General features: G+C 69.6%; 23 protein-coding genes and 2 pseudogenes. 5 read left to right on the top strand and 20 right to left on the bottom strand.

What is annotated here, in order from left to right; translation table 11 throughout:
* Positions 1 to 57: 57 nt before the first annotated feature.
* Both OG747_RS37805 and OG747_RS37800 read right to left on the bottom strand, forming a co-directional pair.
* Positions 58 to 1977: a hypothetical protein gene (locus OG747_RS37805; protein WP_405883849.1), complete on the bottom strand. Its 1920-nt coding sequence runs from the start codon at positions 1975 to 1977 to the stop codon at positions 58 to 60.
* A gap of 56 nt (positions 1978 to 2033) precedes the next feature.
* Positions 2034 to 2330: a helix-turn-helix domain-containing protein gene (locus tag OG747_RS37800; protein ID WP_405883848.1), complete on the bottom strand. Its 297-nt coding sequence runs from the start codon at positions 2328 to 2330 to the stop codon at positions 2034 to 2036.
* Positions 2331 to 2362: 32 nt separating this feature from the next.
* On the opposite strand from OG747_RS37800, the gene map reads away from it, so the two are divergent.
* A complete protein-coding gene (gene map, locus OG747_RS37795) occupies positions 2363 to 3130 on the top strand; it encodes a type I methionyl aminopeptidase (protein WP_405883847.1) in 768 nt (255 codons plus the stop codon).
* A gap of 79 nt (positions 3131 to 3209) precedes the next feature.
* On the opposite strand, the gene ggt is transcribed toward map, so the two are convergent.
* The gene (gene ggt, locus OG747_RS37790; protein ID WP_405883846.1) at positions 3210 to 5021 is read right to left on the bottom strand and encodes a gamma-glutamyltransferase; all 1812 of its coding nucleotides are present in this window, start codon (positions 5019 to 5021) and stop codon (positions 3210 to 3212) included.
* Positions 5022 to 5125: 104 nt separating this feature from the next.
* Here ggt and OG747_RS37785 point away from each other — a divergent pair, with 104 nt between their 5' ends.
* Positions 5126 to 5884 carry a hypothetical protein gene (locus tag OG747_RS37785; protein ID WP_405883845.1) on the top strand — a complete coding sequence of 253 codons (759 nt, stop codon included), beginning with the start codon at positions 5126 to 5128 and terminating at the stop codon, positions 5882 to 5884.
* A 295-nt stretch (positions 5885 to 6179) separates the two neighbouring features.
* Here the strand turns inward: OG747_RS37785 and OG747_RS37780 are convergent, their stop codons facing one another.
* The 13 genes and pseudogenes from OG747_RS37780 to OG747_RS37720 all read right to left on the bottom strand — a co-directional run bounded on the left by OG747_RS37780 (position 6180) and on the right by OG747_RS37720 (position 14635).
* Complete coding sequence (locus OG747_RS37780) at positions 6180 to 7076, bottom strand: amino acid ABC transporter permease (protein WP_405883843.1); 897 nt, start codon at positions 7074 to 7076, stop codon at positions 6180 to 6182.
* Entirely contained in the window at positions 7073 to 7717 is a 645-nt protein-coding gene (locus tag OG747_RS37775; RefSeq protein WP_405883842.1) for an amino acid ABC transporter permease, read from the bottom strand. Before OG747_RS37775 ends, OG747_RS37780 begins: the two co-directional genes overlap by 4 nt.
* Before the next feature lie 11 nt (positions 7718 to 7728).
* Complete coding sequence (locus OG747_RS37770; RefSeq protein WP_405883841.1) at positions 7729 to 8646, bottom strand: glutamate ABC transporter substrate-binding protein; 918 nt, start codon at positions 8644 to 8646, stop codon at positions 7729 to 7731.
* Between the two features lie 17 nt (positions 8647 to 8663).
* Positions 8664 to 9407: an amino acid ABC transporter ATP-binding protein gene (locus OG747_RS37765; protein WP_405883840.1), complete on the bottom strand. Its 744-nt coding sequence runs from the start codon at positions 9405 to 9407 to the stop codon at positions 8664 to 8666.
* Positions 9408 to 9539: 132 nt separating this feature from the next.
* Complete coding sequence (locus tag OG747_RS37760) at positions 9540 to 9980, bottom strand: DUF6278 family protein (protein WP_405883839.1); 441 nt, start codon at positions 9978 to 9980, stop codon at positions 9540 to 9542.
* A 101-nt stretch (positions 9981 to 10081) separates the two neighbouring features.
* Positions 10082 to 10861 (bottom strand): exodeoxyribonuclease III, encoded by a 780-nt coding sequence (locus OG747_RS37755; RefSeq protein WP_405883838.1) that lies wholly within the window; start codon positions 10859 to 10861, stop codon positions 10082 to 10084.
* 93 nt (positions 10862 to 10954) lie between these two features.
* Entirely contained in the window at positions 10955 to 11590 is a 636-nt protein-coding gene (locus OG747_RS37750; protein ID WP_405883837.1) for an MBL fold metallo-hydrolase, read from the bottom strand.
* 70 nt (positions 11591 to 11660) lie between these two features.
* On the bottom strand, positions 11661 to 12956 hold the full coding sequence (gene pcaC, locus OG747_RS37745; protein WP_405883836.1) for a 4-carboxymuconolactone decarboxylase: 1296 nt from the start codon (positions 12954 to 12956) through the stop codon (positions 11661 to 11663).
* Positions 12957 to 12988: 32 nt separating this feature from the next.
* Positions 12989 to 13300 (bottom strand): transposase, encoded by a 312-nt coding sequence (locus tag OG747_RS37740; protein ID WP_405883835.1) that lies wholly within the window; start codon positions 13298 to 13300, stop codon positions 12989 to 12991.
* Between the two features lie 136 nt (positions 13301 to 13436).
* Complete coding sequence (locus OG747_RS37735; RefSeq protein WP_405883834.1) at positions 13437 to 13679, bottom strand: integrase core domain-containing protein; 243 nt, start codon at positions 13677 to 13679, stop codon at positions 13437 to 13439.
* 64 nt (positions 13680 to 13743) lie between these two features.
* Positions 13744 to 13917, bottom strand: a pseudogene (locus OG747_RS37730) (IS30 family transposase); the annotation flags it as partial.
* Positions 13918 to 14103: 186 nt separating this feature from the next.
* Positions 14104 to 14148 (bottom strand): annotated as a pseudogene (locus OG747_RS37725) (hypothetical protein); the annotation flags it as partial.
* Positions 14149 to 14329: 181 nt separating this feature from the next.
* Complete coding sequence (locus tag OG747_RS37720; RefSeq protein ID WP_405883833.1) at positions 14330 to 14635, bottom strand: transposase; 306 nt, start codon at positions 14633 to 14635, stop codon at positions 14330 to 14332.
* Positions 14636 to 14712: 77 nt separating this feature from the next.
* Here OG747_RS37720 and OG747_RS37715 point away from each other — a divergent pair, with 77 nt between their 5' ends.
* The 3 genes from OG747_RS37715 to OG747_RS37705 all read left to right on the top strand — a co-directional run bounded on the left by OG747_RS37715 (position 14713) and on the right by OG747_RS37705 (position 17996).
* Positions 14713 to 15150 (top strand): DUF317 domain-containing protein, encoded by a 438-nt coding sequence (locus tag OG747_RS37715; protein ID WP_405885906.1) that lies wholly within the window; start codon positions 14713 to 14715, stop codon positions 15148 to 15150.
* 621 nt (positions 15151 to 15771) lie between these two features.
* On the top strand, positions 15772 to 17385 hold the full coding sequence (locus OG747_RS37710) for a hypothetical protein (protein WP_405883832.1): 1614 nt from the start codon (positions 15772 to 15774) through the stop codon (positions 17383 to 17385).
* Between the two features lie 110 nt (positions 17386 to 17495).
* Positions 17496 to 17996 carry a hypothetical protein gene (locus OG747_RS37705; RefSeq protein WP_405883831.1) on the top strand — a complete coding sequence of 167 codons (501 nt, stop codon included), beginning with the start codon at positions 17496 to 17498 and terminating at the stop codon, positions 17994 to 17996.
* Between the two features lie 100 nt (positions 17997 to 18096).
* Here the strand turns inward: OG747_RS37705 and OG747_RS37700 are convergent, their stop codons facing one another.
* The 4 genes from OG747_RS37700 to OG747_RS37685 are packed head-to-tail and all read right to left on the bottom strand — an operon-like array spanning position 18097 to position 19908.
* Positions 18097 to 18516, bottom strand: a complete 420-nt coding sequence (locus OG747_RS37700) for a hypothetical protein (RefSeq protein ID WP_405883830.1) — start codon at positions 18514 to 18516, stop codon at positions 18097 to 18099.
* Positions 18517 to 18531: 15 nt separating this feature from the next.
* Entirely contained in the window at positions 18532 to 18699 is a 168-nt protein-coding gene (locus OG747_RS37695) for an alpha/beta fold hydrolase (RefSeq protein WP_405883829.1), read from the bottom strand.
* Entirely contained in the window at positions 18696 to 18881 is a 186-nt protein-coding gene (locus OG747_RS37690; RefSeq protein WP_405883828.1) for a hypothetical protein, read from the bottom strand. The genes OG747_RS37695 and OG747_RS37690 overlap by 4 nt, the downstream gene beginning before the upstream one ends.
* A 22-nt stretch (positions 18882 to 18903) precedes the next feature.
* Positions 18904 to 19908: an NADP-dependent oxidoreductase gene (locus OG747_RS37685; protein WP_405883827.1), complete on the bottom strand. Its 1005-nt coding sequence runs from the start codon at positions 19906 to 19908 to the stop codon at positions 18904 to 18906.

Raw genomic sequence — 19908 nt, 5'->3', positions numbered from 1 at the left:
AGCGGTTGATCCGGTGAACCGCGGCTCGCCTGGCTCAGGAATGCCTTCCCGGGGGGCTCAGGCGGTGAAACCGGCCACCCTGAGGGCGTGCACCAGGTCCCAGTGGCGCTCCTGCGAGACCCCCTTGGCGGCCTCCAGCAGCAGCGGCACGAGACGCCCCGGGTCGGCTTCCACACTGCGGGCTGCCTCTTCCGGCGTACGGACCCGTACGTACGCGTCGAGCAGCGCCTGGATCTCGCGCCGGCGCCCCTCGTCGGCGAGGCTCAGCACGGCGGTCCCGATCTCCGGCGCGGGGCGGGCGACACCCTGGCGCAGCATGTGCGCCCCGTCGGCCGTGCGACCGGCCGCGACGAGCGCGTCCGCGGCGCCGACCAGCCGGTCGGCGGGCAGCGAGGCCGCCTCCCACAGCAGGGTGGCCCAGTCCGCGTCGAGGCCCGCGCGGTGCAGTTCGGCGGCGAGCAGCGGGAAGCGGGTGGCGGGCCAGTACGCGGCCTCCACGAGGACGGCGTGCGCCTCGCCGCTGCGACCTTCGCGGCGCAGCCGGACCAGCGTCTGGACGGTCTCGGCGGTGGCCCGCCGCGCGTCCTCGTCCATCGGCTGCGCGCGCGGCTCCACCGGCTCCTGCGCGGCACCCGCGAAACGGGCGCCCCTGGGGGTGCGACCCCTCGGCGTGGCCGGTGATGCGGGCAGGGGCGCTTCCGCCGTCTCCGGTACGGCCACGGGGGCCGCCTCCGCCTCCATCATCCCGGCGAAACGGGCGCTGCCGCGGGGGCGACGCTTGGAGCGTTGCTTGGGGACAGGGGTGGGAGCTGTGATTGCGGGTGCGGGTGCGGGCGCGGAATGGGGGGGCTGGAGGCCGTCGAACCCCTCAGGGCCGGCGTCAGGGTCGCCGGGCCTCGCGGAGGGGTGGTACGCGTCGCGGCCGGAGCCGGGGCGGGTCGGCGTAAAGGCGTCGCCACCCGAGCCGGGGCGCCCGGGCACATACGCGGCGGCACCCGAACGCGGGCCGGAACCGCCGGCGGTCTGGTCGTACGGGCCGGGACGCGAGGCTGCCTGGTCGTACGAGCCGGGATGGCCGGGCGCCGATTCGCGACGAGGGGCGGGGGCCGTCGCTCGACCGTAGGCCCCGGGACGGGCAGTCGCCGGGTCGTGCGGAGCCTCGGGGGCCGTCGCCGGGGTATGCGGAGCCTCAGGGGCGGTCACGGAGTGGTTCGACGCCGCCGGTGCCGTTGGGTCCGCGAAGGGCGAGCGTGGGCCCGTCTGCTCCGGGATCGTCGGGCGGTGCCGAGTCCCCGCTCCCGGTGCTCCGGGTGCTTCCGACACGGCCGGCTCCCCCTCGAGCGCGCGGTGGTCTCCCGGCTCCCGCCCGGCGCCGCGCGCCCCGTCCCCCTCCCCGTCCTCCACCCGCAGGACGCCTCCGCCCGCACCCCCCGAAAAGTCGAGCGCGCCCGGTGCGTGGGTACGCAGGGCGCGGCGGTCCAGGTTCTCCATGCGCAGGCGGAGTTCGGTGCAGCGGGCCGTCGCCCGTTCGTGGTCGTCGTGGGCCCAGGCGAGGTCGAGCCGGACGGCGTCGGCCTCCTCCCGGGTGCCGGCCGCGTGGAGCTGCCGGTTCAACTCGGCCTGGCGCTCGGCGGTGTAGCGCTGTTCGCGGAGCATGACGTCGAGACGGTCGCCGAGGGTGTCCCGGCCGCCGGGCCGGGCGTCGTACGCGGCGAGCGAGGCGCCGTGCAGGGACCGGGCCCGCTGAGCCTCCTGGGCGGCGGCCCGGGCGCCGTACTCCGCGGCGAGGTCATGGAGGAGCGCCTCCACGACGTCCCACGGGGGCACTTCCCAGCCGTCCAGGCAGGCCCGCATGCCATCGGGGTCGCGCTGCCAGAACACTCCGCACCAGCCGCCGCCCTGATCGAGCCGTTTCATCAGCCCGCTCAGGTAACTCGCGAACTCCCGCACTTGATCCGGGAGTTGTTCCACAGCCATCACACAAATCCCCGCCCGACTGGAGTGCTCCGGTCCGGTAGAAAACACCCTCCGTGTTACAGGACGGCTACGGGGAGTTTTCCGACGGAACGCAGAGTCCTGTGACCGTGGTCTCCCATGACCCTGTGATCCAGTTCGTCCATGGACAGCCCGAGTGCTCTCGCCAGTGCCGCCACCGTGAAGAAGGCGGGGGTGGGCGCCCGCCCGGTCTCGATCTTGCGCAGGGTCTCGGCCGAGATCCCGGCGGTCGCCGCGACCTCCACCATGCTCCGGCCGCCGCGGGCCTCGCGCAGCAACTGCCCGAGGCGCTCGCCGCGTTCGCGCTCTTCGGGGGTCAGGGGGTTACGCACCATGACCTCATTCTAATACCGGTATAGTAATTGGCATGGTGGAACTCAAGACGGACACGTCGATCGACGCGATGTACGAGGCGGGGCAGGTGGTGGGCCGGGCGCTCACGGCGGTACGGGAGGCGGCCGACGTCGGCGTCTCGCTGCTGGAGCTGGACGAAGTCGCCCACCGGATCCTCCGCGAGGCGGGCGCCGGCTCCCCCTTCCTCGGCTACCGTCCCTCCTTCGCGCCCACCCCGTTCCCGGCGGTCATCTGCGCCTCGGTGAACGACGCGATCGTGCACGGCATCCCGACCGGCTACCGGCTGCGCGACGGCGACCTTGTCTCCATCGACTTCGGCGCCGAACTGGACGGCTGGGTCGGCGACTCGGCGATCAGCTTCATCGTGGGCGAGCCGCGCGTGGCCGACGTCCGCCTCGTCGAGACCGCCGAGCGGGCTCTCGCGGCGGGCATCGAGGCGGCCGTCGTCGGCAACCGCATCGGGGACATCGCACACGCCATCGGCACGGTGTGCCGCGCGGCGGGGTACGGCATTCCGGACGGCTTCGGCGGGCACGGGGTGGGCCGTCATATGCACGAGGACCCGCCCGTCCCGAACGAGGGCCGCCCCGGCCGGGGCCTTCCCCTGCGCCACGGCATGGTGCTGGCCATCGAACCCATGCTCATCGGCGGCGGCACCGACGGTTTCCACGCGGCCCCCGACGGCTGGACCCTGCGCACGAACGACGGCTCCCGCGCGGCCCACACGGAGCACACGGTGGCCATCACCGCCATGGGTCCCCGCATCCTGACGGCCCGCTGACCTGGTGTGCCGATCAGGGACTCCCGCTGCTCGCTGAGCCCCCTCAGACGGCGCGGAGGCATCTCTTCCTCCTACGACGTCACGACGCCGGTCGTACCACCATCGCCGATCCACCCCCGCGCCGTACCTTCTCCGCCGCCGCCAGCCACTGGCCGTTCGGCAGGCGCTGGACGCCCGTTGCCGCGCCGATCTCGGGGTTCAGTTTGAAGGAGTGGCCGATGGCTTCCAGCTGGGTCCGCAGCGCGCTGTCGTACAGGCCGGGTTCGAGCTCGGTCTGCGCCGCGTTGCGCTGGCTGGCGCGCGGGGCGGCGATGGCGTCGACCAGGGGCAGCCCGCGGTCCAGGAACTCCGTCAGGGTCTGCAGGACGGTCGTGATGATGGTCGCGCCGCCGGGCGAACCGAGGGCCACCACCGGCTCGTTGTGCTGGTCGAGCACGATCGTCGGGGAGATCGACGAGCGCGGGCGCTTGCCGGGGCCCGGCAGGTTCGGGTCGTGCACGGCCGGGTTGGCCGGGGTGAAGGAGAAGTCCGTCAGCTCGTTGTTGAGGAGGAAGCCACGGCCCGGGACGGTGATGCCGCTGCCGCCGGTCTGCTCGATGGTCAGCGTGTAGGAGACGACGTTGCCCCACTTGTCGGCAACCGTGAGGTGCGTGGTGTTCTCGCCCTCGTACGTCGTCGGGGCGGCCGCCTCGCCGGTGGAGCAGGCCGCCGGGTCGCGCGGGTCGCCCGGCGCGAGCGGGCTGGTCAGCACGGCGTCGTCCTTGATCAGGCAGGCGCGCGAGTCGGCGTACTTCTTCGACAGGAGTTCCTTCGTGGGTACGTCCTCGAAGGCGGGGTCGCCCAGCCAGCGGCCCCGGTCGGCGAACGCGATCCGGCTCGCCTCGATGTAGTGGTGCAGGTACTGAACCTCGCTCGCCTTCGAAAGGTTTGTCTTCTCAAGGATGTTGAGGGCCTCGCCGACCGTGGTGCCGCCGGAGGAGGAGGGGGCGATCGAGTAGACCTTCAGGCCGCGGTACGTCGTCTTCGTGGGCGTCTGCTTCTTCGCCTCGTACGCCGCCAAGTCCTTCGGCGACAGCTTGCCGGGTCTGGCGTTGTAGCCCGAACTCGGGTCCACCGGGGGCTTGTTCACGGTGGCGACGATGTCCTTGCCGAGGTCGCCGTGGTAGATCGCACCCACGCCCTTCTTGCCCAACTCCTCGTACGTACGGGCGAGATCGGGGTTGGTGAAGGTGGAGCCGACCACCGGGAGCGAGCCGCCGGGCAGGAACAACTTGGCGGTGTCGGGGAAGTTCTTGAAGCGGGCCTGGTTGGACTCGGTCTGCGTGCGGAAGGTCGCGTCGACCGTGAAGCCGTCGCGCGCGATCCGCTCGGCGGGCTTCAGTACGCTCCCGAGCCGCTTGCTGCCCCAGCTGTCCAGTGCCGTCTGCCAGGTGGCGGGCGTGCCCGGCGTGCCCACGCTCAGCCCGCTGGTGACGGCGTCCGCGAAGGCGAGCGGCCGGCCGTTCTCCAGGAAGAGCCCCGAGTCGGCGGTCAGCGGTGCCGTCTCGCGACCGTCGATCGTATGCACCGTACGGGACTTGGCGTCGTAGTAGACGAAGTAGCCGCCCCCGCCGATGCCGGAGGAGTAGGGCTCGGTGACTCCGAGGGCCGCCGCGGTGGCGACCGCCGCGTCCACCGCGTTGCCGCCCTTCTTCAGGACCTCGATCCCGGCGGCGGAGGCGTCCGCGTCGACGCTGGCCACGGCGCCGCCGTAGCCGACGGCGACCGGCACCTTCGCCGGGGTGGCACGGGAGGATGCCGTCCCGGCGGTGGGTGGCGCCGCCGCGCCGACCGACACCACCGCGGCCGAAACCGCCAAGACCGCCAGATTCCGCGCAACAGGACGACGCATCCGTACCTCCAGTCAACAGCCGTCCGCGCAGCGTAACTTCACCGCCGCCCTCCCGTCAGGACCCCCTCGAACACCGGTCCGCACTCCCGCTACCATGCGCGCCCATGAACGACGACGTGCGCAACATCGTCCTGGGCGTGATCGCGGCGGGCATCACTGCCTCGCTGGGCTGGATCGCCCGTACCTATCTGTGGAAGCGGAAGCTCCGCCGCAAGCAGGCATTCTTCGGGTTGCCCGACAACTCGGAGTCGTTGCTCGTGGTCAATCGCGACGCGGGGAGCGCCGATCTGACGGTGCACCGCTATGACGTGTTCGCACTTCTGGAACTCGCCGCGCTGATCAAGGACTGCCATGCGCACGCCGACATCGTCACCCAGGACGCGGCCCGGCAGGGCTTCGGGGAGCGCACGGAGTTCTGCGTCGGCGGTCCGGGGTCGAATCGCCGCATGGCCGCCCACATGCAGGCCATGCTGCCGGGCGTGCGGGTGAACATCGATCCGGAGCCGGGCCCGGACCGGCTCGCGTTCCAGATAGGCGCCGAGCGTTACCGCATGGAGGCCGGCCTGTCCGAGTACGTCCTGCTCGCCCGCCTCACCGTGGACCAGGGGCATGCCGCGAGGCCCGTCTTCCTCTTCTGCGGGCAGCGCGCGATCACCAACCAGGCGGCGACCCGCTATCTCGCCCGCAACCACGAGCGCCTGGCGCGCAAGCACGGCGCGGGCTCCTTCGTCCTGCTCCTGAAGGTGGTGAACTCACAGGCGTACGGCCCCGATGTCGTCGAACTCGTCGCGGACGTCACCCGGGCCGCCCAGACTCCGCTGCCGACGCCCGCGCCGGCCCGCGACTCCCCTCGCGCTTCCTAGGTTTCCTCACACCCGACCACCCAGGCGGCGACCAACGGCGCCCGCTTCGTCGACATCACCGGAGACGGCGGCGCGGCCCTCAAGGCCAACGCCGTCACCCCCGCGGACGCCGACGGCACCCTCGTCGCCCATCACGGTCGACCCGCTCTCCATCGAGCACAAGCCGTCCGGCGCGCAGCTGACCTTCTCCTCACCGGCGAACGACCCCCGTCCTACGGGTCCGTTCCCCTGCGCGAGCAGTGATCTCCGGCTGCTGCCGCCGGCCGGGCCTGGCCCTGTGGCTGCCGCTCTTCCCCTACAGTCGCGGGGCGGTGGGGGGAACCCCACCGGGCAGCAGTGTCCCTGGTTCGGCCGGTGCCACATCCACGGCCTCGGTCTTGGGACTGCGCCGCTCCCACCGGGACACCCACTGGGCGAACCAGGAGAGCAGCATGCACATCCCGATGTAGATCGGCGAGATCACCATCACCACGGGGATGAACGGCAAATCGTAGTCGAGGTTCGAGGCGATCAGTTTCCCGGCGTGGAGGAACTCCTCGTAGGTGATGAGATAGCCGAGCGAGGTGTCCTTCAGGGCCACCACGAGCTGGCTGATGATGGCGGGCAGCATGGCCCGCACGGCCTGCGGGACGAGGACGTACGACATGACCTGGGTCTTGCGCATGCCGAGCGCGAACGCGGCCTCACGCTGGCCGCGTTCGACGGAGTTGACGCCGGAGCGGAAGACCTCGGCGAGTACCGAGCCGTTGTAGAGCGTCAGCCCCGCGATCAGCGCGGGCAGCGGCTGTACCTTCAGCGCCACGAAGATGAAGAAGATCATCACCAGTACGGGCATGGCACGGAAGAACTCGACGACCAGCGTGGAGATCCAGCGCACCGGACGATGGTCGGAGAGGCGTCCCGTCGCGAGTGCGGCGCCCAGCGCCAGCGAGAGCACCGCGGCCGTCGCGAAAGCCTTGAGCGTGTTGCCCAGGCCCCGCAGCAGCAGTTCCTGGATACCCTTGTACTCGAAGGGCATCCACTTCGTGTACGTGAACTGGTCGGTGTCGAACAGGAGATAGAGGATCCAGCCGATCAGGGCGAGGATCAGGGCCGTGGACACGACCGCGTAAAGCCGGTGCCGTCGCCGGGCCCTGGGCCCGGGAACGTCGTACAGGGCGGTGGATTCGGGGGCGGTGGCGGTGGCGGTCATCGGGCGACTCCCCAGCGCTGTTCGAGGAAGTTGAAGATCGCGCTGATGGTGAGGGTGATGATCAGGTAGCCGACGGCGATCCAGAAAAAGGTCCAGACGATGTTGTAGCCGAGCTCGCTGAGCGTCTTGTAGGTGCCGAGCAGTTCGTTGACGCTGAACGCCCCGGCGATCGCCGAGTTCTTGGCGAGTGCGATGAGCGTGGAGCCGATCGGCGGGATCACGGAGCGGAAGGCCTGCGGCAGGACGACCAGCGACAGGGTCTGGCTGAAGGTCATGCCGAGGCTGCGGGCCGCCTCGCCCTGCCCCTTGGGCACGGTGTTGATGCCCGAGCGCAGCGCCTCGCAGATGAACGCCGAGGTGTAGCAGCCGAGCGCGAGGACCGCGAACACCTTGAAGGGCAGGACGAGTCCGAAGCGCGGCAGGCCGAGCAGCACCGCGAAGAACAGCAGGGTGAGCGGGGTGTTGCGCAGCACGGTCACCCACACCGTGCCGAAGGCCCGCAGGGAGCCGACCGGAGCGACCCGGAACGACGCCATCAGGAAGCCGAGCACGAGCGCCAACGCACTCGCGTAGACGGTGAGTTCGACCGTGCCGAGGAATCCTTCGGCGAAGGTGTGGAAGTTGTCGATCAGTACGTTCACGTCGGCCTCGCTCAGCTCGCCGGGTAGCGGTCGATGGCGGGCGGGGTGGGCGCCGGCACTCCGGAGAGCCCGAGTGTCGCCTCGTACGCCTTCTTCCAGTCCCCGTTCTTCTCGCGGGCCTCCAAGGCGTCGTCGAGCGCGAACCGCAGCGCGTTGTCGTCGTGCGGGACGCCGATGCCGTACGGCTCCTTCGAGAACGGCCTGCCGACGACCTTGAGTTCGTCGGGGACCTTCGCCGCGTAGCCGGTCAGGATCGCGTCATCGGTGGTGACGGCGTCGACCTGGTAGGTGAGCAGGTTGTCGACGCAGACCGAGTAGGTGTCGTACGCGACGAGCGTCGCCTTCGGGTAGTCGGTCCTGATGCGCTGGTACGGCGTCGAACCGGCCGCCGAGCAGACGCGTTTGCCGGCCAGGTCCTGGGGGCCGTGGATGTCGTTCTCGTTCTTGCGGACGAGCAGCGACTGACCGGCCATGTAGTAGGGGCCGGCGAAGCCGACGAGCTTCTTGCGCTTGTCGTTGATGGTGTAGGTGCCGACGTAGAAGTCGATCTGGCCGTTCTGCAGGGCGGTTTCGCGGTTGGCCGAGGCGATCGTCTTGAAGTGGATGGTGCTCGGGTCGAAGCCGAGGGAGGCCGACATCATCTTGGCGATCTCGATGTCGAAGCCGGAGTAGGTGCCGGTCGCCGGGTCCCTCTCGCCCAGGTAGGGCTGGTCCTCCTTGACGCCGACGTTGAAGTAGCCGCGCTTCTTCGCCCGCTCCCAGGTGGGTGAGGAGGGGAGCTGGAAGCCTTGTGCCACTTGGTAGTGGGGCAGTTTGTCGGTGGCCGGGCCCTTGGTGGGCGGGCTGCCCTCCTTGCCGCAGGCGGCCGTCAGCAGCGCGGTGCACATGAGGGCGGCCACGGCGAGGCGCGTACGTGTCGTGCGGATCATGGTCGTACTTCCCCCGCCTAGTGCTTGAGGATCTTGGAGAGGAAGTCCTTGGCGCGGTGGCTGCGCGGGGTGGTGAAGAACGCCTCGGGGCTGCGGTCCTCGACGATGCGGCCGTCGGCCATGAACACGACGCGGTTGGCGGCGGAGCGGGCGAAGCCCATCTCGTGGGTGACGACGACCATGGTCATGCCGTCGCTCGCGAGTTGCTGCATGACTTCGAGGACCTCGTTGATCATCTCCGGGTCGAGCGCCGAGGTCGGCTCGTCGAACAGCATCACCTTGGGGTCCATGGCGAGGGCGCGGGCGATGGCCACGCGCTGCTGCTGGCCGCCGGAGAGCTGCGCCGGGTACTTCGGTGCCTGGGAGGCGAGGCCCACCCGGTCCAGGAGTTCCTGGGAGCGCCGGTCGGCCTCCTCCTTCTTGTGGCCGCGGACCTTGATCGGAGCCAGCGAGACGTTCTGCAGGACCGTCTTGTGGGCGAAGAGGTTGAAGGACTGGAAGACCATCCCGACCTCGGCGCGGAGCTGGGCGAGTTCCCTGCCCTCGTCCGGGAGCGGCCGGCCGTCGAGCTTGATGGTGCCGGACTGAATGGTCTCCAGCCGGTTGATCGTCCTGCACAGGGTCGACTTGCCCGACCCCGAGGGGCCGATGACCACGACCACCTCCCCCTTGCCGACGGTGAGGTTGATGTCCTGGAGGACATGCAGTTGCCCGAAGTACTTGTTCACGTCCTGCAGTTCGATCAATGGATCGACAGCCATGCCCGGCCCTACCCACTCTCAGCTGTGTCGCAGAAGCCGCAAACTATCCAGGCATGAGTGCGCTCAGTACTCGACACGCACTTTTCGGGCATTAGCCGTATTTATTACGTTTTTGATTCAGATGTTTTCGATTTAGCCCTCGGACACCTCGGCGTACAACTGCGAGAGTTCGGGGGCGCCGCTGGACGCCCAGGTGTGACCGGAGGCGACGACATCGATCTCCCGGCCGGAGGGCAGCCGCACCACGGGGTGGCCGTTGGGCCAGAGCTCCCAGACGGCGCCGGGGACCGTGCGCACCATGACCGAGCCGAGGTAGAGACCGGCGTCGTTGCCGAGCCACGGCAGGCTCTCCTCGTCGTCCCGCCAGCGCGGAAGCAGCTGGTCCAGCGCCTCCAACGAGGCCGCGGAGTCGTCGAGTTCGACCCCCGCCTGGTGCGCCTGCGAGCGCAGCAGCTCGCACTCGGAGAGGAGTTCGGCGATCCCCTCGGGGTCGCGGTCGCCCTCGGAGAACACCGCGACGCCGAAGGCGGGACCGTGCTTCTTGCGCCAGCTGCCCAGGAAAGGGATGTTCATAGGCCCAGCGTGACATTCGCACTCCGGGTCGCACCACAGGCGCGCCCCCGGGGCGCTCCGGGGCGCTCCAGGGGCGCCCGCACATCGCGCCCGAGAAGCACTCACACGTCGAGGTCCACCACGACCGGCGCGTGGTCCGACGCCCCCTTGCCCTTGCGCTCCTCACGGTCCACGTACGCGTCGGTGACCGCCTTGGCGAACGGCTCGTTGCCGTAGACCAGGTCGATGCGCATGCCGCGGTTCTTGGGGAAGCCGAGCTGGCGGTAGTCCCAGTACGTGAACGGGTGGTCGTACTTGAGGGGGCGCGGGACCACGTCCGACAGGCCCGCCTCGCGCAGCGCGGCGAGGGCGGCGCGCTCGGCCGGGGTGACATGCGTGGCGCCGTCGAAGAGGGAGATGTCCCAGACATCGTCGTCCGTCGGCGCCACGTTGTAGTCACCCAGCACGGCGAACGGGCGGCTGCCCGCCGCGTCGCCCGCGACCGCGGCCTTGAGGGCCTCGAACCACTGGAGCTTGTACGCGTAGTGCGGGTGGTCCACCTCGCGCCCGTTCGGCACGTACACCGACCAGACGCGGGCCGGGCCGCAGGTCGCCGAGACGGCCCGGGGCTCCTCGACGCCCTCGTAGCCGGGGCCGCCGGGCAGCCCCTTGACCACGTCCTCGAGGCCGACGCGGGAGATCACCGCCACGCCGTTCCACCGCCCCGTCGCGTGCACCGCCGTCTCGTAGCCCAGCTCGCGCAGCTCGTCGACAGGGAACTGCTCGGCGGCGACCTTGGCCTCCTGGAGGCACAGCACGTCCGTGCCGCTGCTCTCCAGCCAGGCCAGCAGCCTCGGGAGGCGGGCGGTGATCGAGTTCACGTTCCAGGTCGCGATGCGCATGCCTCACAACCTACCGGGCGGGTACGACAACGGGCCGCCGTGGCCCGCGCCGGCACCCCGCACACCCGTGACCGGCCGCCTCCGTGTGGGCGCTCAGACCTCCGCCGACGCCCCCGGCGTGAGCCGCAGGTGCTCGGAGCCGCCCAGGGAGCCGATCTGGTGGTCGTAGATCGGGCGGGCGAGGTCCGTGAGGAGGGCGTCGTGGATGTCGTACGCGCGCTGGGGCTTGACCTCGCGGACGTAGTCGATGACCTCGGCGATCTTGTTCCACGGGGCCATGACCGGGAGCATCAGTGTCTCGACGGGCTGCTCGGGGACGGTGAGGGCGTCGCCCGGGTGGAAGACGCGGCCCCCGTCGATGAGGTAGCCGACGTTCGTGATCCGCGGGATGTCCGGGTGGATCACGGCGTGCAGTTCGCCGTGCACCTGGACGTCGAAGCCCGCGGCGGTGAACGTGTCGCCGTGACCGACGGTGTGCACCCGACCCGGGAAGGCGGCGGAGATCTTCTCCGCGACCGACTTCAGGGTCCAGATCTCGGCCGCCGGGTTGGACTCCAGGCCCGCCCGCAGCCGCTCCTCGTTGAAGTGGTCGAGGTGCTCGTGCGTCACCAGGATCACGTCCGCGCCGACGGCCGCGTCCTCCTCGCTGAAGGTCCCCGGGTCGATGACAAGCGTGCGCCCGTCCTTCTCGAGGCGGATGCAGGCGTGCGACTTCTTCGTGAGCTTCATGGGTCCATCCTGCCCTCGCCGGAGCCGCGGAGGGCCCCCGAGACTGGTGCTCCCACTACCAGGCTCAAGATCACTCCTGGGGCGTGGTCTCCTCGCGGATGACCTCCTGCGCCACCTTGAAGGCGCTGTTCGCGGCCGGTACACCGCAGTAGACGGCCGCTTGGAGGAGCACCTCCTTGATCTCGACCGGGGTGAGGCCGTTGCGGAGGGCGGCGCGGGTGTGGAAGGCCAGCTCGTCGAGGTGGCCACCCGCCACCAGCGCGGTGAGCGTGACGCAGCTGCGCGAGCGTCGGTCGAGACCGGGCCGGTCCCAGATCTCGCCCCACGCGTACCGCGTGATGAACTCCTGGAAGTCCCCGGAGAACTCGTCCGCCGAGGCCAGCGCCCGGTCCACGTGCGCGTCGCCGAGCACCTCCCGGCGGACCTTGATCCCGGCGTCGTACGGGTCGGGCCTGCCCAGCGTCTCGGGCCGCACGACGGCCGGGGCGATCTCGGCGACGGGGGCGACCGGCTGGGGCGCGGCGAGCACCGGCTTGACCGGGGCCGCCGGGATGGCCATCTGCCCGGTGGTCGAGTCGTAGGCGGGCTGCCAGGCGGTGGAGAAGTGCCGGACCAGCAGGTCGGTGACCGCGGCGGGCTGCTCCACGGGGACCAGGTGCGAGGCGCCGGGCACGACCGCGAGCCGCGCGTCGGGGATCCCGGCGACCAGGGTGCGCGCCTCGGCGGGCCCGGTGACCTGATCGTCGGAGCCGACGAGGACGAGGGTGGGGACGCCGATCCGGCTCAGTTCGGCGCGTACGTCGAACGCGGCGAGCGCCTCGCAGGCGGCGATGTAGCAGCCGGGGTCGGTGGTGCGCACCATCTGCACGGCCCACTCGGTGATCGCTGGTTGGGCGGCGGCGAACCCGCCCGTGAACCAGCGCTCCGGCGAGGTCCGCGCGATCGGGTCGAGCCCGTTGCTCCGCACGATCACCCCGCGCTGCCGGAATTCGTCGGCCGAGCCGAAGCGGGGCGAGGAGGCGATCACCGCGAGCGAGGCGATTCGCTCCGGGTGGCGCAGGGCCAGCTCGATCCCGATGGCCCCGCCGAACGCGCAGCCCGCGTAACCGAAGCGCTGCACCCCGAGTCCGTCGAGGGTGGCGAGCAGCCGCCCCGCGAGTTCGGCGACCGAACCCGCGGGGTAAGCGGGGGCTCCGCCATGACCCGGAAGGTCGAACCGGAAGATCCGCCAGCTCTTCGAGAGCTCCGGGACCTGCCGGTCCCACATGTGCCATGTGGTACCCAGTGAGGGACCGAGGATCAGGACAGGGGCGTCTTCTGGCCCGTCAAAGCGGTATTGCAGGGTGTTCATCGGTGTCTCACTCACCCGCCTGACCCTTTCATCTGTCACGGACGCCCCTATAACGGGGGGTCGGTAGAGACCGTCCTGACCAGGTTGAAGACCTCGCGGGCGGCATATCGCTTGAGGCATCGGATGATCTCACGACGGGTTTTGCCCTCCTGGGTGCGGCGTTCGTAGTACGCCTGGGTGCGCGGATCGCAGCGCAGCCGGGTGAACACGATCCGGTGCAGGGCGGCGTTGGCCTGCCGGTCGCCGCCACGGTTGAGCCGACGCGAGGTCCGACGGCCCGAGGAGTACTCGATGGGACTGACTCCGCACAAAGCGGCGAAGGACGCCTCGGTGTTCAGCCGCTCGGGGTTGTCTCCCATGGTGATCAGGAGAGTGACGGCGCTGTCCGGGCCGATGCCCACCGGTATGAGCAGCTGCGGGGCGTGGCGTTCGACGAGCCCGGTCAGGCGCCGGTTCAGCTCATCGATGGGCCTTGCCCCCGGATGTTGAACACGTCTATGCAGATTGAGCCAGGGTAGTTGCTGCTGGTTGCAAGTCGTTCTCGTAGGTGATCGGGGATCGCTGACCAAGGCGGGAGTGCCGGCGGCGGGTGTTGTATCGGGTCAGCCAGCGGAAGGCGTCGAGTCGCGCCTCGTGCTCGTTCGACCAGCCTTTGCGGCCCCTGAGTGTCTCTCTCTTGAAGGCGGCGTTGAAGCTTTCCGCGGCGGCGTTGTCCGCGCTGGACCCGATCGCGCCCATGCTCTGCCGGACTCCTGCTGACCTGCAGATTTCAGCGAAGGCCCTACTCGTATATTGGGCGAGTTCAACCGGTCGTTGCAACACCGGGCTGTTGTAGTGAGCGTAGTTGCTCCTCGAAGACCTCGGCTGGTGTCCGCCAACCGAGGGTCTTGCGGGGCCGGTTGTTGATCGCCAGGGCGACGGCTTCGAGGTCTGCGGACGACCACCGGGACAGATCGGTGCCCTTCGGGAAGTACTTCGCGCCGCTGACCGGCAGGTATGTGATGTCACCGACGTACTTCGTGTTCACTGTGGCCGCGGTGAAGTCACGACCGATCAGATCCGGCGCCTTCGGCGATGCTTGGTCTGCGACAGTGGTGCGGTGCCGCCGTCGCAGACGGACTCCCTCGAGCCCGATCGCTCGCATGATCCTCGCGACCCGCTTGTGGTTGACCACCGGGCCGCCCTCGTCACGGAGCTCGGCGGTGATCCTTGGGGCCCCGTAGGTGCCGTCGGAGTTCTGGTGAACCTTGCGTATCCGGGCTGTCTGGCCGCCCTCGCGGCCGCGGTGCGGCGCCAGTAGTAAAAGCTCGAGCGGGAGAGGCCGAGAATGTCGCAGAGCCGCTTCACGCCGAACCGGCGCTGATGGTCGTCAACGAACTGGCAGCGGTTCACCAGTGCGTCTCCGTCGCGAAATACCGGGCCGCCTTGCGGAGAATGTCGCGCTCTTCCTCCAGCTCACGGATCCTCTTCCGGGCTGCGACCAGCTCCGCCTGAACGCCGTCACCGTCGGCCTGGGCGACGGCCCGCGGCGCGGAGTGGGCGCCGGGACGACGCCCGTCGGCGGCCCGGATCCAGTTCCGCAGCGTCTCGGTGTTCACCCCGAGATCACCGGCGACCGACTTGATCGTCGCTCCCGGCCGCGACCGGTACAACGCGACCGCGTCCGCCTTGAACTCGGCGGGGTAATGCTTCATCCCCACAGGGACTCCGTTCTCCTGGACCATCAAGATCCAAGTCTCTCCGGTGTCCAAAATCCGGGGTCAGGGCCCCCATCCACGAGTTCCAGACCCTGCGCATCGAGCGCGTCCACGAGACGCCCGCTCACGAGACCGCCTGGACCGTGGCGGCCTACGAGACACCCGTCTCCGATCGCATGTGGGTCCTCACCGCGACCGGCGCCACCCCTGCCCCAGTGTTGGAGGGGTTGCTGGACCACCTCGCCGACGGCGACGGCTGGGACGCGGCCATCGGCGCCCCGTTGGACGAGAAGATGGTCACCGCGGCCACGCAGCCCCTCTCCGACGCCGGATGGAAGCACACCATGGACGGTCGCTGGATCCGCTGGCCGGGTGCCGCGAGTGAGGCGCGACGGGGGTCACCGTCGCCGGACCGGCACGCCTGTCGCATCCGCACCGAGGCCCGGCCCGCCCAACGGAAACCGTCACGATGCCGGGCACCGGTCCGGGATTCGCGGGAGAGGAAAACCTGAATAGCCGTCACGGCAATCAATTGACTGTCATTACTGCTTCTTGACCGAGCGTTTTCTCGAACTTTTTCGAATTCAGAGGTGCGTTGTGTAAAGCGACCTCACTTGCGGCGGGCACTCTGCCACGAGCCGCCGTCCACCTGCTCGTACAACTCTCCCGTACATGCGCGGACTTGACGCTCGACCAGCCGAAGCGGCAGATGCACGACGGCTGGGCGACCCGGCCCGGAAGGGCACCGAACAGCTTCCTGTGAGAAAGCTGTTCGTTTCCATTGACCTGAACCCGTCAACTCTGCTTTGCTTCTCCGCGTCTGACGAGGCATCACCATTTTGACGGCAAGAAGCCGTAGTGCGAACGCTTCTCGCTGCTTTTCCATCAGTCCGGTCCAGGACGAGAGTTCCCTGCGGATCGCAACGCCGTGCGTGAGTTCCCCAGCTGCCGAGCACATCGCCCGTGCAGTCACCCGGTGCCGCTCGGGCCTCTCCTCCTGCTCTGCGACGAAACGGGCGTCAACGTCGACGTCCGGAGTCGGCCGCCGGTGATGCGCCTCGTCGACATCCCGTGCAACTCATCTCCGCCGGACCGACGGCGGAGGTCCATGCGAAGAAAGGGCCCCATCACCCATGGGAACTCCCCACCTCCGCGGCGCAGCCCGAGCGACCCTCACCGGTCTCGCGTCGTTGTCCCTCGTCACCGCTGCGGCACTCGCCTCCGTACCCCAGGCGACAGCCGCCCCCCAGGCCGCGGGTCACACGGTGAGATCCAACCCCTACAGCCCGGCCTACCAGCACTCCTACCGGCACGGTGTCATACCGACCATCCAGCGGAACGCCAAGATGAAGTCGTGGGCTGCCAACCACCCGGCCGCCGCCGCGGCGACCGGACCGGAGACGCTTTCCTACGGCGGCGGCATCGACGGCATCGGTGTCCAGAGCGGCCACTCCAAGGTCTACCTGGTCTTCTACGGCTCGCAGTGGGGCACGCAGAGCACCAACAGCAGCGGCGACGCCACGTTCTCCGGCGACCCGGACGGCGCGGCCCCGGTCACCCAGGAGATGTTCAAGGGCATCGGCACCGGAAACGAGCGGTGGTCCGCGGACCTCACCCAGTGGTGTGACGGACCCAACGTGTCGTCGGGCGCCACCAGTTGCCCGTCCAACGCGAACTTCATCCCGTACCAGAGCGGCGGCGTGCTGTCCGGCGTGTGGTACGACAACTCGGCGGCCTCGCCGAGCGCCGCGACCGGGCACCAACTCGGCGCCGAAGCCGTCAAGGCGGCCGGACACTTCGGCAACACCACCGCCGCGTCCAACCGTGACGCCTACTACGTCGTCCTCTCACCGCACAACACCAACCCGGACAGCTACCAGGGCCAGTACTGCGCCTGGCACGACTACAACGGCGACAGCACGCTCACCGGCGGTCCGGTGTCCTCCTCCTACGGGGACATCGCGTTCAGCAACCAGCCGTACAACATGGACTCCGGCTCCGGGTGCGGCGTCGGATTCGTCAACTCGCCCGGCACGCTCGACGGCTGGACCATGACGCTCGGCCACGAATGGCACGAGATGATGTCCGACCAGAACCCGGCCGGCGGCTGGACCAACCACACCGGCAGCTCGTACGACGGCCAGGAGAACTCCGACGAATGCGCCTGGATCTCGCCCGGCAGCACGGGCGGGGCGGCCAACGTCACCATGGGCACCGGTACCTTCACCGAGCAGGCCAGCTGGTCCAACGACACCAACAACTGCGCCATCTCCCACGCGATCGTAGGCGGCGGCAGCGGCGGTGGCGGTGGCGGCACCCTCACCAACGGCACCTTCGAGACGGGCAGCCTGTCGAGCTGGACCACCAGTGGCAGCACCTCCGCCACCGCCTCGGCGGCGCACAGCGGCAGCTACGGCGCGGTGGTCGGCTCGACCAGCCCGACGAACACCTCCTCGGTCTCCCAGTCCTTCACCGCCCCGTCCGGCACCAGCAAGGTCTCCTTCTGGTACGACGTCACCTGCCCGGACACGGTGACCTACGACTGGGCGACGGCCACCCTCCAGGACACCACGGCCGGCACCACCACGACGCTGCTCGCCAAGACCTGCACCCAGGGTGCAGGCTGGAAGCAGGTCTCCGGCACCGTGACCGCGGGCCACACGTACACGCTCACCCTCACCAACAAAGACGACAACTACGCGGGTGACGCGACCTACACCTACTACGACGACGTGACCGTCTCCTGACCCCTCGACCCGTACGGTGGGGGCGAGCCGACGGCTCGCCCCCACCGCCGTCCAAGCGCCCACGCCGGGCGGCATCCACCGGAGGGCCCGTGTTTCGTTCGTCAGTCCGCATGTGCCCCGCCCTCCGCGCACTGCGCGCACTGCGCGCCGGACCCGCCGCCTTGGCCGCAGCAGCCGCGACGGTTGCCCTCGGCGGCTGTTCGTCCGGCCCCACCGGACCGGCGGTCTCCCCTCCGCCGTCGCGTACTCCCGCCTCCTCCGCGTCATCCGCCCCGTCCGAATCCGCCACCCGGTCGGTCGTCCTCGACGAACGGGCCCGCGGAACCACGGTCCGGGTGACCACCGGCACGCTCGTCGTGGTACGCCTGCACAGCGCCTACTGGTCAACCCCGGCCGGCTCGGACCCGCGGGTGCTCACCCCCGTCGGCGGCGGAACCACAGACACCGCGACCTGTCCGCCCGGCCGCGGCTGCGGCATCTCCTCCGCGCGGTTCACCGCCCTGCGGCCCGGCACGGCTCAGATCACCGCCGGACGCGACTCGTGCGGGGAGGCCATGCGCTGCCCGCCGGGCCAAGGACGCTACGACGTCACCGTGACGGTCACCCGATAACGCGGGCGACCGCCGGGCACCGCTCCCGGCGGCGGGCAGCGGCCCGTCCTCACAGGACGGCGTTCGCCGACAGGTCCACCGCAGAGTGCGCGCTCAGGCATCACCGTTGCCCGACAGCTCCGGTGACGAGCCGCAGGGCGTCGGCGAGCTGTCCGCGGTGCCGGCGCAGCGCTTCGGGGGTGATGCCGCCCTCGGCCACGGCCCGGGCCAGGTCGTCGGTCGCCACCTTGAGTACGGCGCTCATGGTGGCGGCCTGTACCCGGACGTCGAGCGTGTCGGCGGCCATGCCCTCGCGTTCGGCGAGCACTTCGGTGAACGTCGCCTCCGCGTGCTCCCGGAGCACCAGGTAGGCGGCTCGCAGCGCGGGTTCGTCGTGGGTCATCCGGATCACAGTGAGAACCGCCTCGGCGTCCCCGCCGGACGCGGAGTCGAGTGCGGGCTGATAGGCGGCTCGCAGGTGCTCCGTCAGGTCGCGTTCGCGCGGCCAGGCGTACAGGACCGCCTGGAAGGCGTCGGGCACGTCAGCGGACGACCTTCAGATCAAGATCAGGGCCGCGATGATCATCGCGGCCCTCCCGAGGAGGTCAACCTGGTGGTAGCCCAGTGCCCGGATGAAGGCGATGGCATCGCGCGCCATCGCGGTCACCGAGCCCGGTGTCTTGCCTTGTGGGGCGCCGACTCCCCGATTGTCGAAGGCGATCACATGGTGTCGTGCGGCGATGCCGTCGACGACCCGGGGTCCCACTTGTCCAGGACCGCGGACAGGTGGTTGAGGAAGATCACCGGGGTGCCGGTGTCCGGCCCCAGTTCCCGGTAGGCGAACTTCGCCCCGCCGATGTCGACGGTCTTGGTCGGCGCGTCCTGGTAAGTGGTGAGCACAGTCATGGTTCATTTCCTGCCTGATGGTCTATTTCACCTTGATGACGACTTTTCCTTTGGTGCGTCCCCTTTCGACGTACGCCATGGCCTCGTTGGTCGATTCGAACGGGAAGACGCGGTCCATGACCGGTCGGATGATCCCGGAGTCGATGAGCGAAGTGATCTCGCGGAGCTGGTCTCCGCTTGCCCGCATGAAGAGGAACGAATAGCTGATTCCGCGCCGCTTGGCGGCTTTCCTGATCCGATGGCTCAGGACACGCATCACCGGCCGCAGGATCCATGGCTTCCCGATCTCCCGGGCGAAGCCGGGATCCGGTGGGCCGGAGATCGAGATGAGCTTTCCGCCCGGTTTCAGCACTCGCAGGGATTTCATCAGCGTCGCATCATCGAGGCTGTTCACCACCACGTCGTAGTCGTGGAGGACCGTTTCGAAGTCGTCCTGCCGGTAGTCGATCACGACATCCGCGCCGAGGCTGGTGACCAGGTCGATGTTGCCCGCGCTGGTCGTCGTGGCCACGGTCGCGCCGAGATGCTTCGCCAGTTGGATCGCGAATGTTCCGACGCCGCCGGAGCCGGCGTGGATGAAGACCTTCTGCCCCTTCTTCAGGCCGGCGATTTCGATCAACGCCTGCCAGGCGGTCAAGCCGACCAGCGGGACGGAGGCCGCTTCCGTCATTGTGAGGTGCTTCGGCTTCGCGGCCAGGTCGTGTTCGTGGATGGCGATGAATTCCGCGAAGGTGCCGATGCGGCCCTTGTCCGGTCGCGCGTAGACCTCGTCGCCGGGCTTGAACTTCCGTACCCGGGCGCCGACCCGGACCACGACACCGGCCACGTCGTTGCCCAAGATCAACGGCAGGCGATAGGGCAAAATCAGCTTGAACTCTCCATCCCGGATCTTGGCATCCAGCACGTTGACGCCTGCGGCGTGAACCTCGACCAGCACGTCGTGCTCGCCCATCGCAGGCCGCGGCACGTCTGCGGCCTGCAGCTCGTTGCCGGTTTTTCCGTAGCGATTGACGGTGAACGCCCGCAT

The sequence above is a fragment of the Streptomyces sp. NBC_01384 genome, from assembly GCF_045040035.1.
Taxonomy (GTDB): Bacteria; Actinomycetota; Actinomycetes; order Streptomycetales; family Streptomycetaceae; genus Streptomyces.
This window is presented reverse-complemented; position numbering and strand designations above follow the sequence as displayed.

What these genes read in the sequence shown, in the direction of transcription:
- OG747_RS37800 (WP_405883848.1), bottom strand. Translation starts at nt 2,330, where the DNA reads ATGGTGCGTAACCCCCTGACCCCCGAAGAGCGCGAACGCGGCGAGCGC.
- OG747_RS37685 (WP_405883827.1), bottom strand. Translation starts at nt 19,908, where the DNA reads ATGCGGGCGTTCACCGTCAATCGCTACGGAAAAACCGGCAACGAGCTG.
- ggt (WP_405883846.1), bottom strand. Translation starts at nt 5,021, where the DNA reads ATGCGTCGTCCTGTTGCGCGGAATCTGGCGGTCTTGGCGGTTTCGGCC.
- OG747_RS37755 (WP_405883838.1), bottom strand. Translation starts at nt 10,861, where the DNA reads ATGCGCATCGCGACCTGGAACGTGAACTCGATCACCGCCCGCCTCCCG.
- OG747_RS37705 (WP_405883831.1), top strand. Translation starts at nt 17,496, where the DNA reads ATGTGCCCCGCCCTCCGCGCACTGCGCGCACTGCGCGCCGGACCCGCC.
- OG747_RS37710 (WP_405883832.1), top strand. Translation starts at nt 15,772, where the DNA reads ATGGGAACTCCCCACCTCCGCGGCGCAGCCCGAGCGACCCTCACCGGT.
- OG747_RS37780 (WP_405883843.1), bottom strand. Translation starts at nt 7,076, where the DNA reads ATGACCGCCACCGCCACCGCCCCCGAATCCACCGCCCTGTACGACGTT.
- OG747_RS37770 (WP_405883841.1), bottom strand. Translation starts at nt 8,646, where the DNA reads ATGATCCGCACGACACGTACGCGCCTCGCCGTGGCCGCCCTCATGTGC.
- OG747_RS37765 (WP_405883840.1), bottom strand. Translation starts at nt 9,407, where the DNA reads ATGGCTGTCGATCCATTGATCGAACTGCAGGACGTGAACAAGTACTTC.
- OG747_RS37785 (WP_405883845.1), top strand. Translation starts at nt 5,126, where the DNA reads ATGAACGACGACGTGCGCAACATCGTCCTGGGCGTGATCGCGGCGGGC.
- OG747_RS37690 (WP_405883828.1), bottom strand. Translation starts at nt 18,881, where the DNA reads ATGACTGTGCTCACCACTTACCAGGACGCGCCGACCAAGACCGTCGAC.
- map (WP_405883847.1), top strand. Translation starts at nt 2,363, where the DNA reads ATGGTGGAACTCAAGACGGACACGTCGATCGACGCGATGTACGAGGCG.
- OG747_RS37750 (WP_405883837.1), bottom strand. Translation starts at nt 11,590, where the DNA reads ATGAAGCTCACGAAGAAGTCGCACGCCTGCATCCGCCTCGAGAAGGAC.
- OG747_RS37805 (WP_405883849.1), bottom strand. Translation starts at nt 1,977, where the DNA reads ATGGCTGTGGAACAACTCCCGGATCAAGTGCGGGAGTTCGCGAGTTAC.
- OG747_RS37760 (WP_405883839.1), bottom strand. Translation starts at nt 9,980, where the DNA reads ATGAACATCCCTTTCCTGGGCAGCTGGCGCAAGAAGCACGGTCCCGCC.
- OG747_RS37740 (WP_405883835.1), bottom strand. Translation starts at nt 13,300, where the DNA reads ATGGGAGACAACCCCGAGCGGCTGAACACCGAGGCGTCCTTCGCCGCT.
- OG747_RS37735 (WP_405883834.1), bottom strand. Translation starts at nt 13,679, where the DNA reads ATGGGCGCGATCGGGTCCAGCGCGGACAACGCCGCCGCGGAAAGCTTC.
- OG747_RS37720 (WP_405883833.1), bottom strand. Translation starts at nt 14,635, where the DNA reads ATGAAGCATTACCCCGCCGAGTTCAAGGCGGACGCGGTCGCGTTGTAC.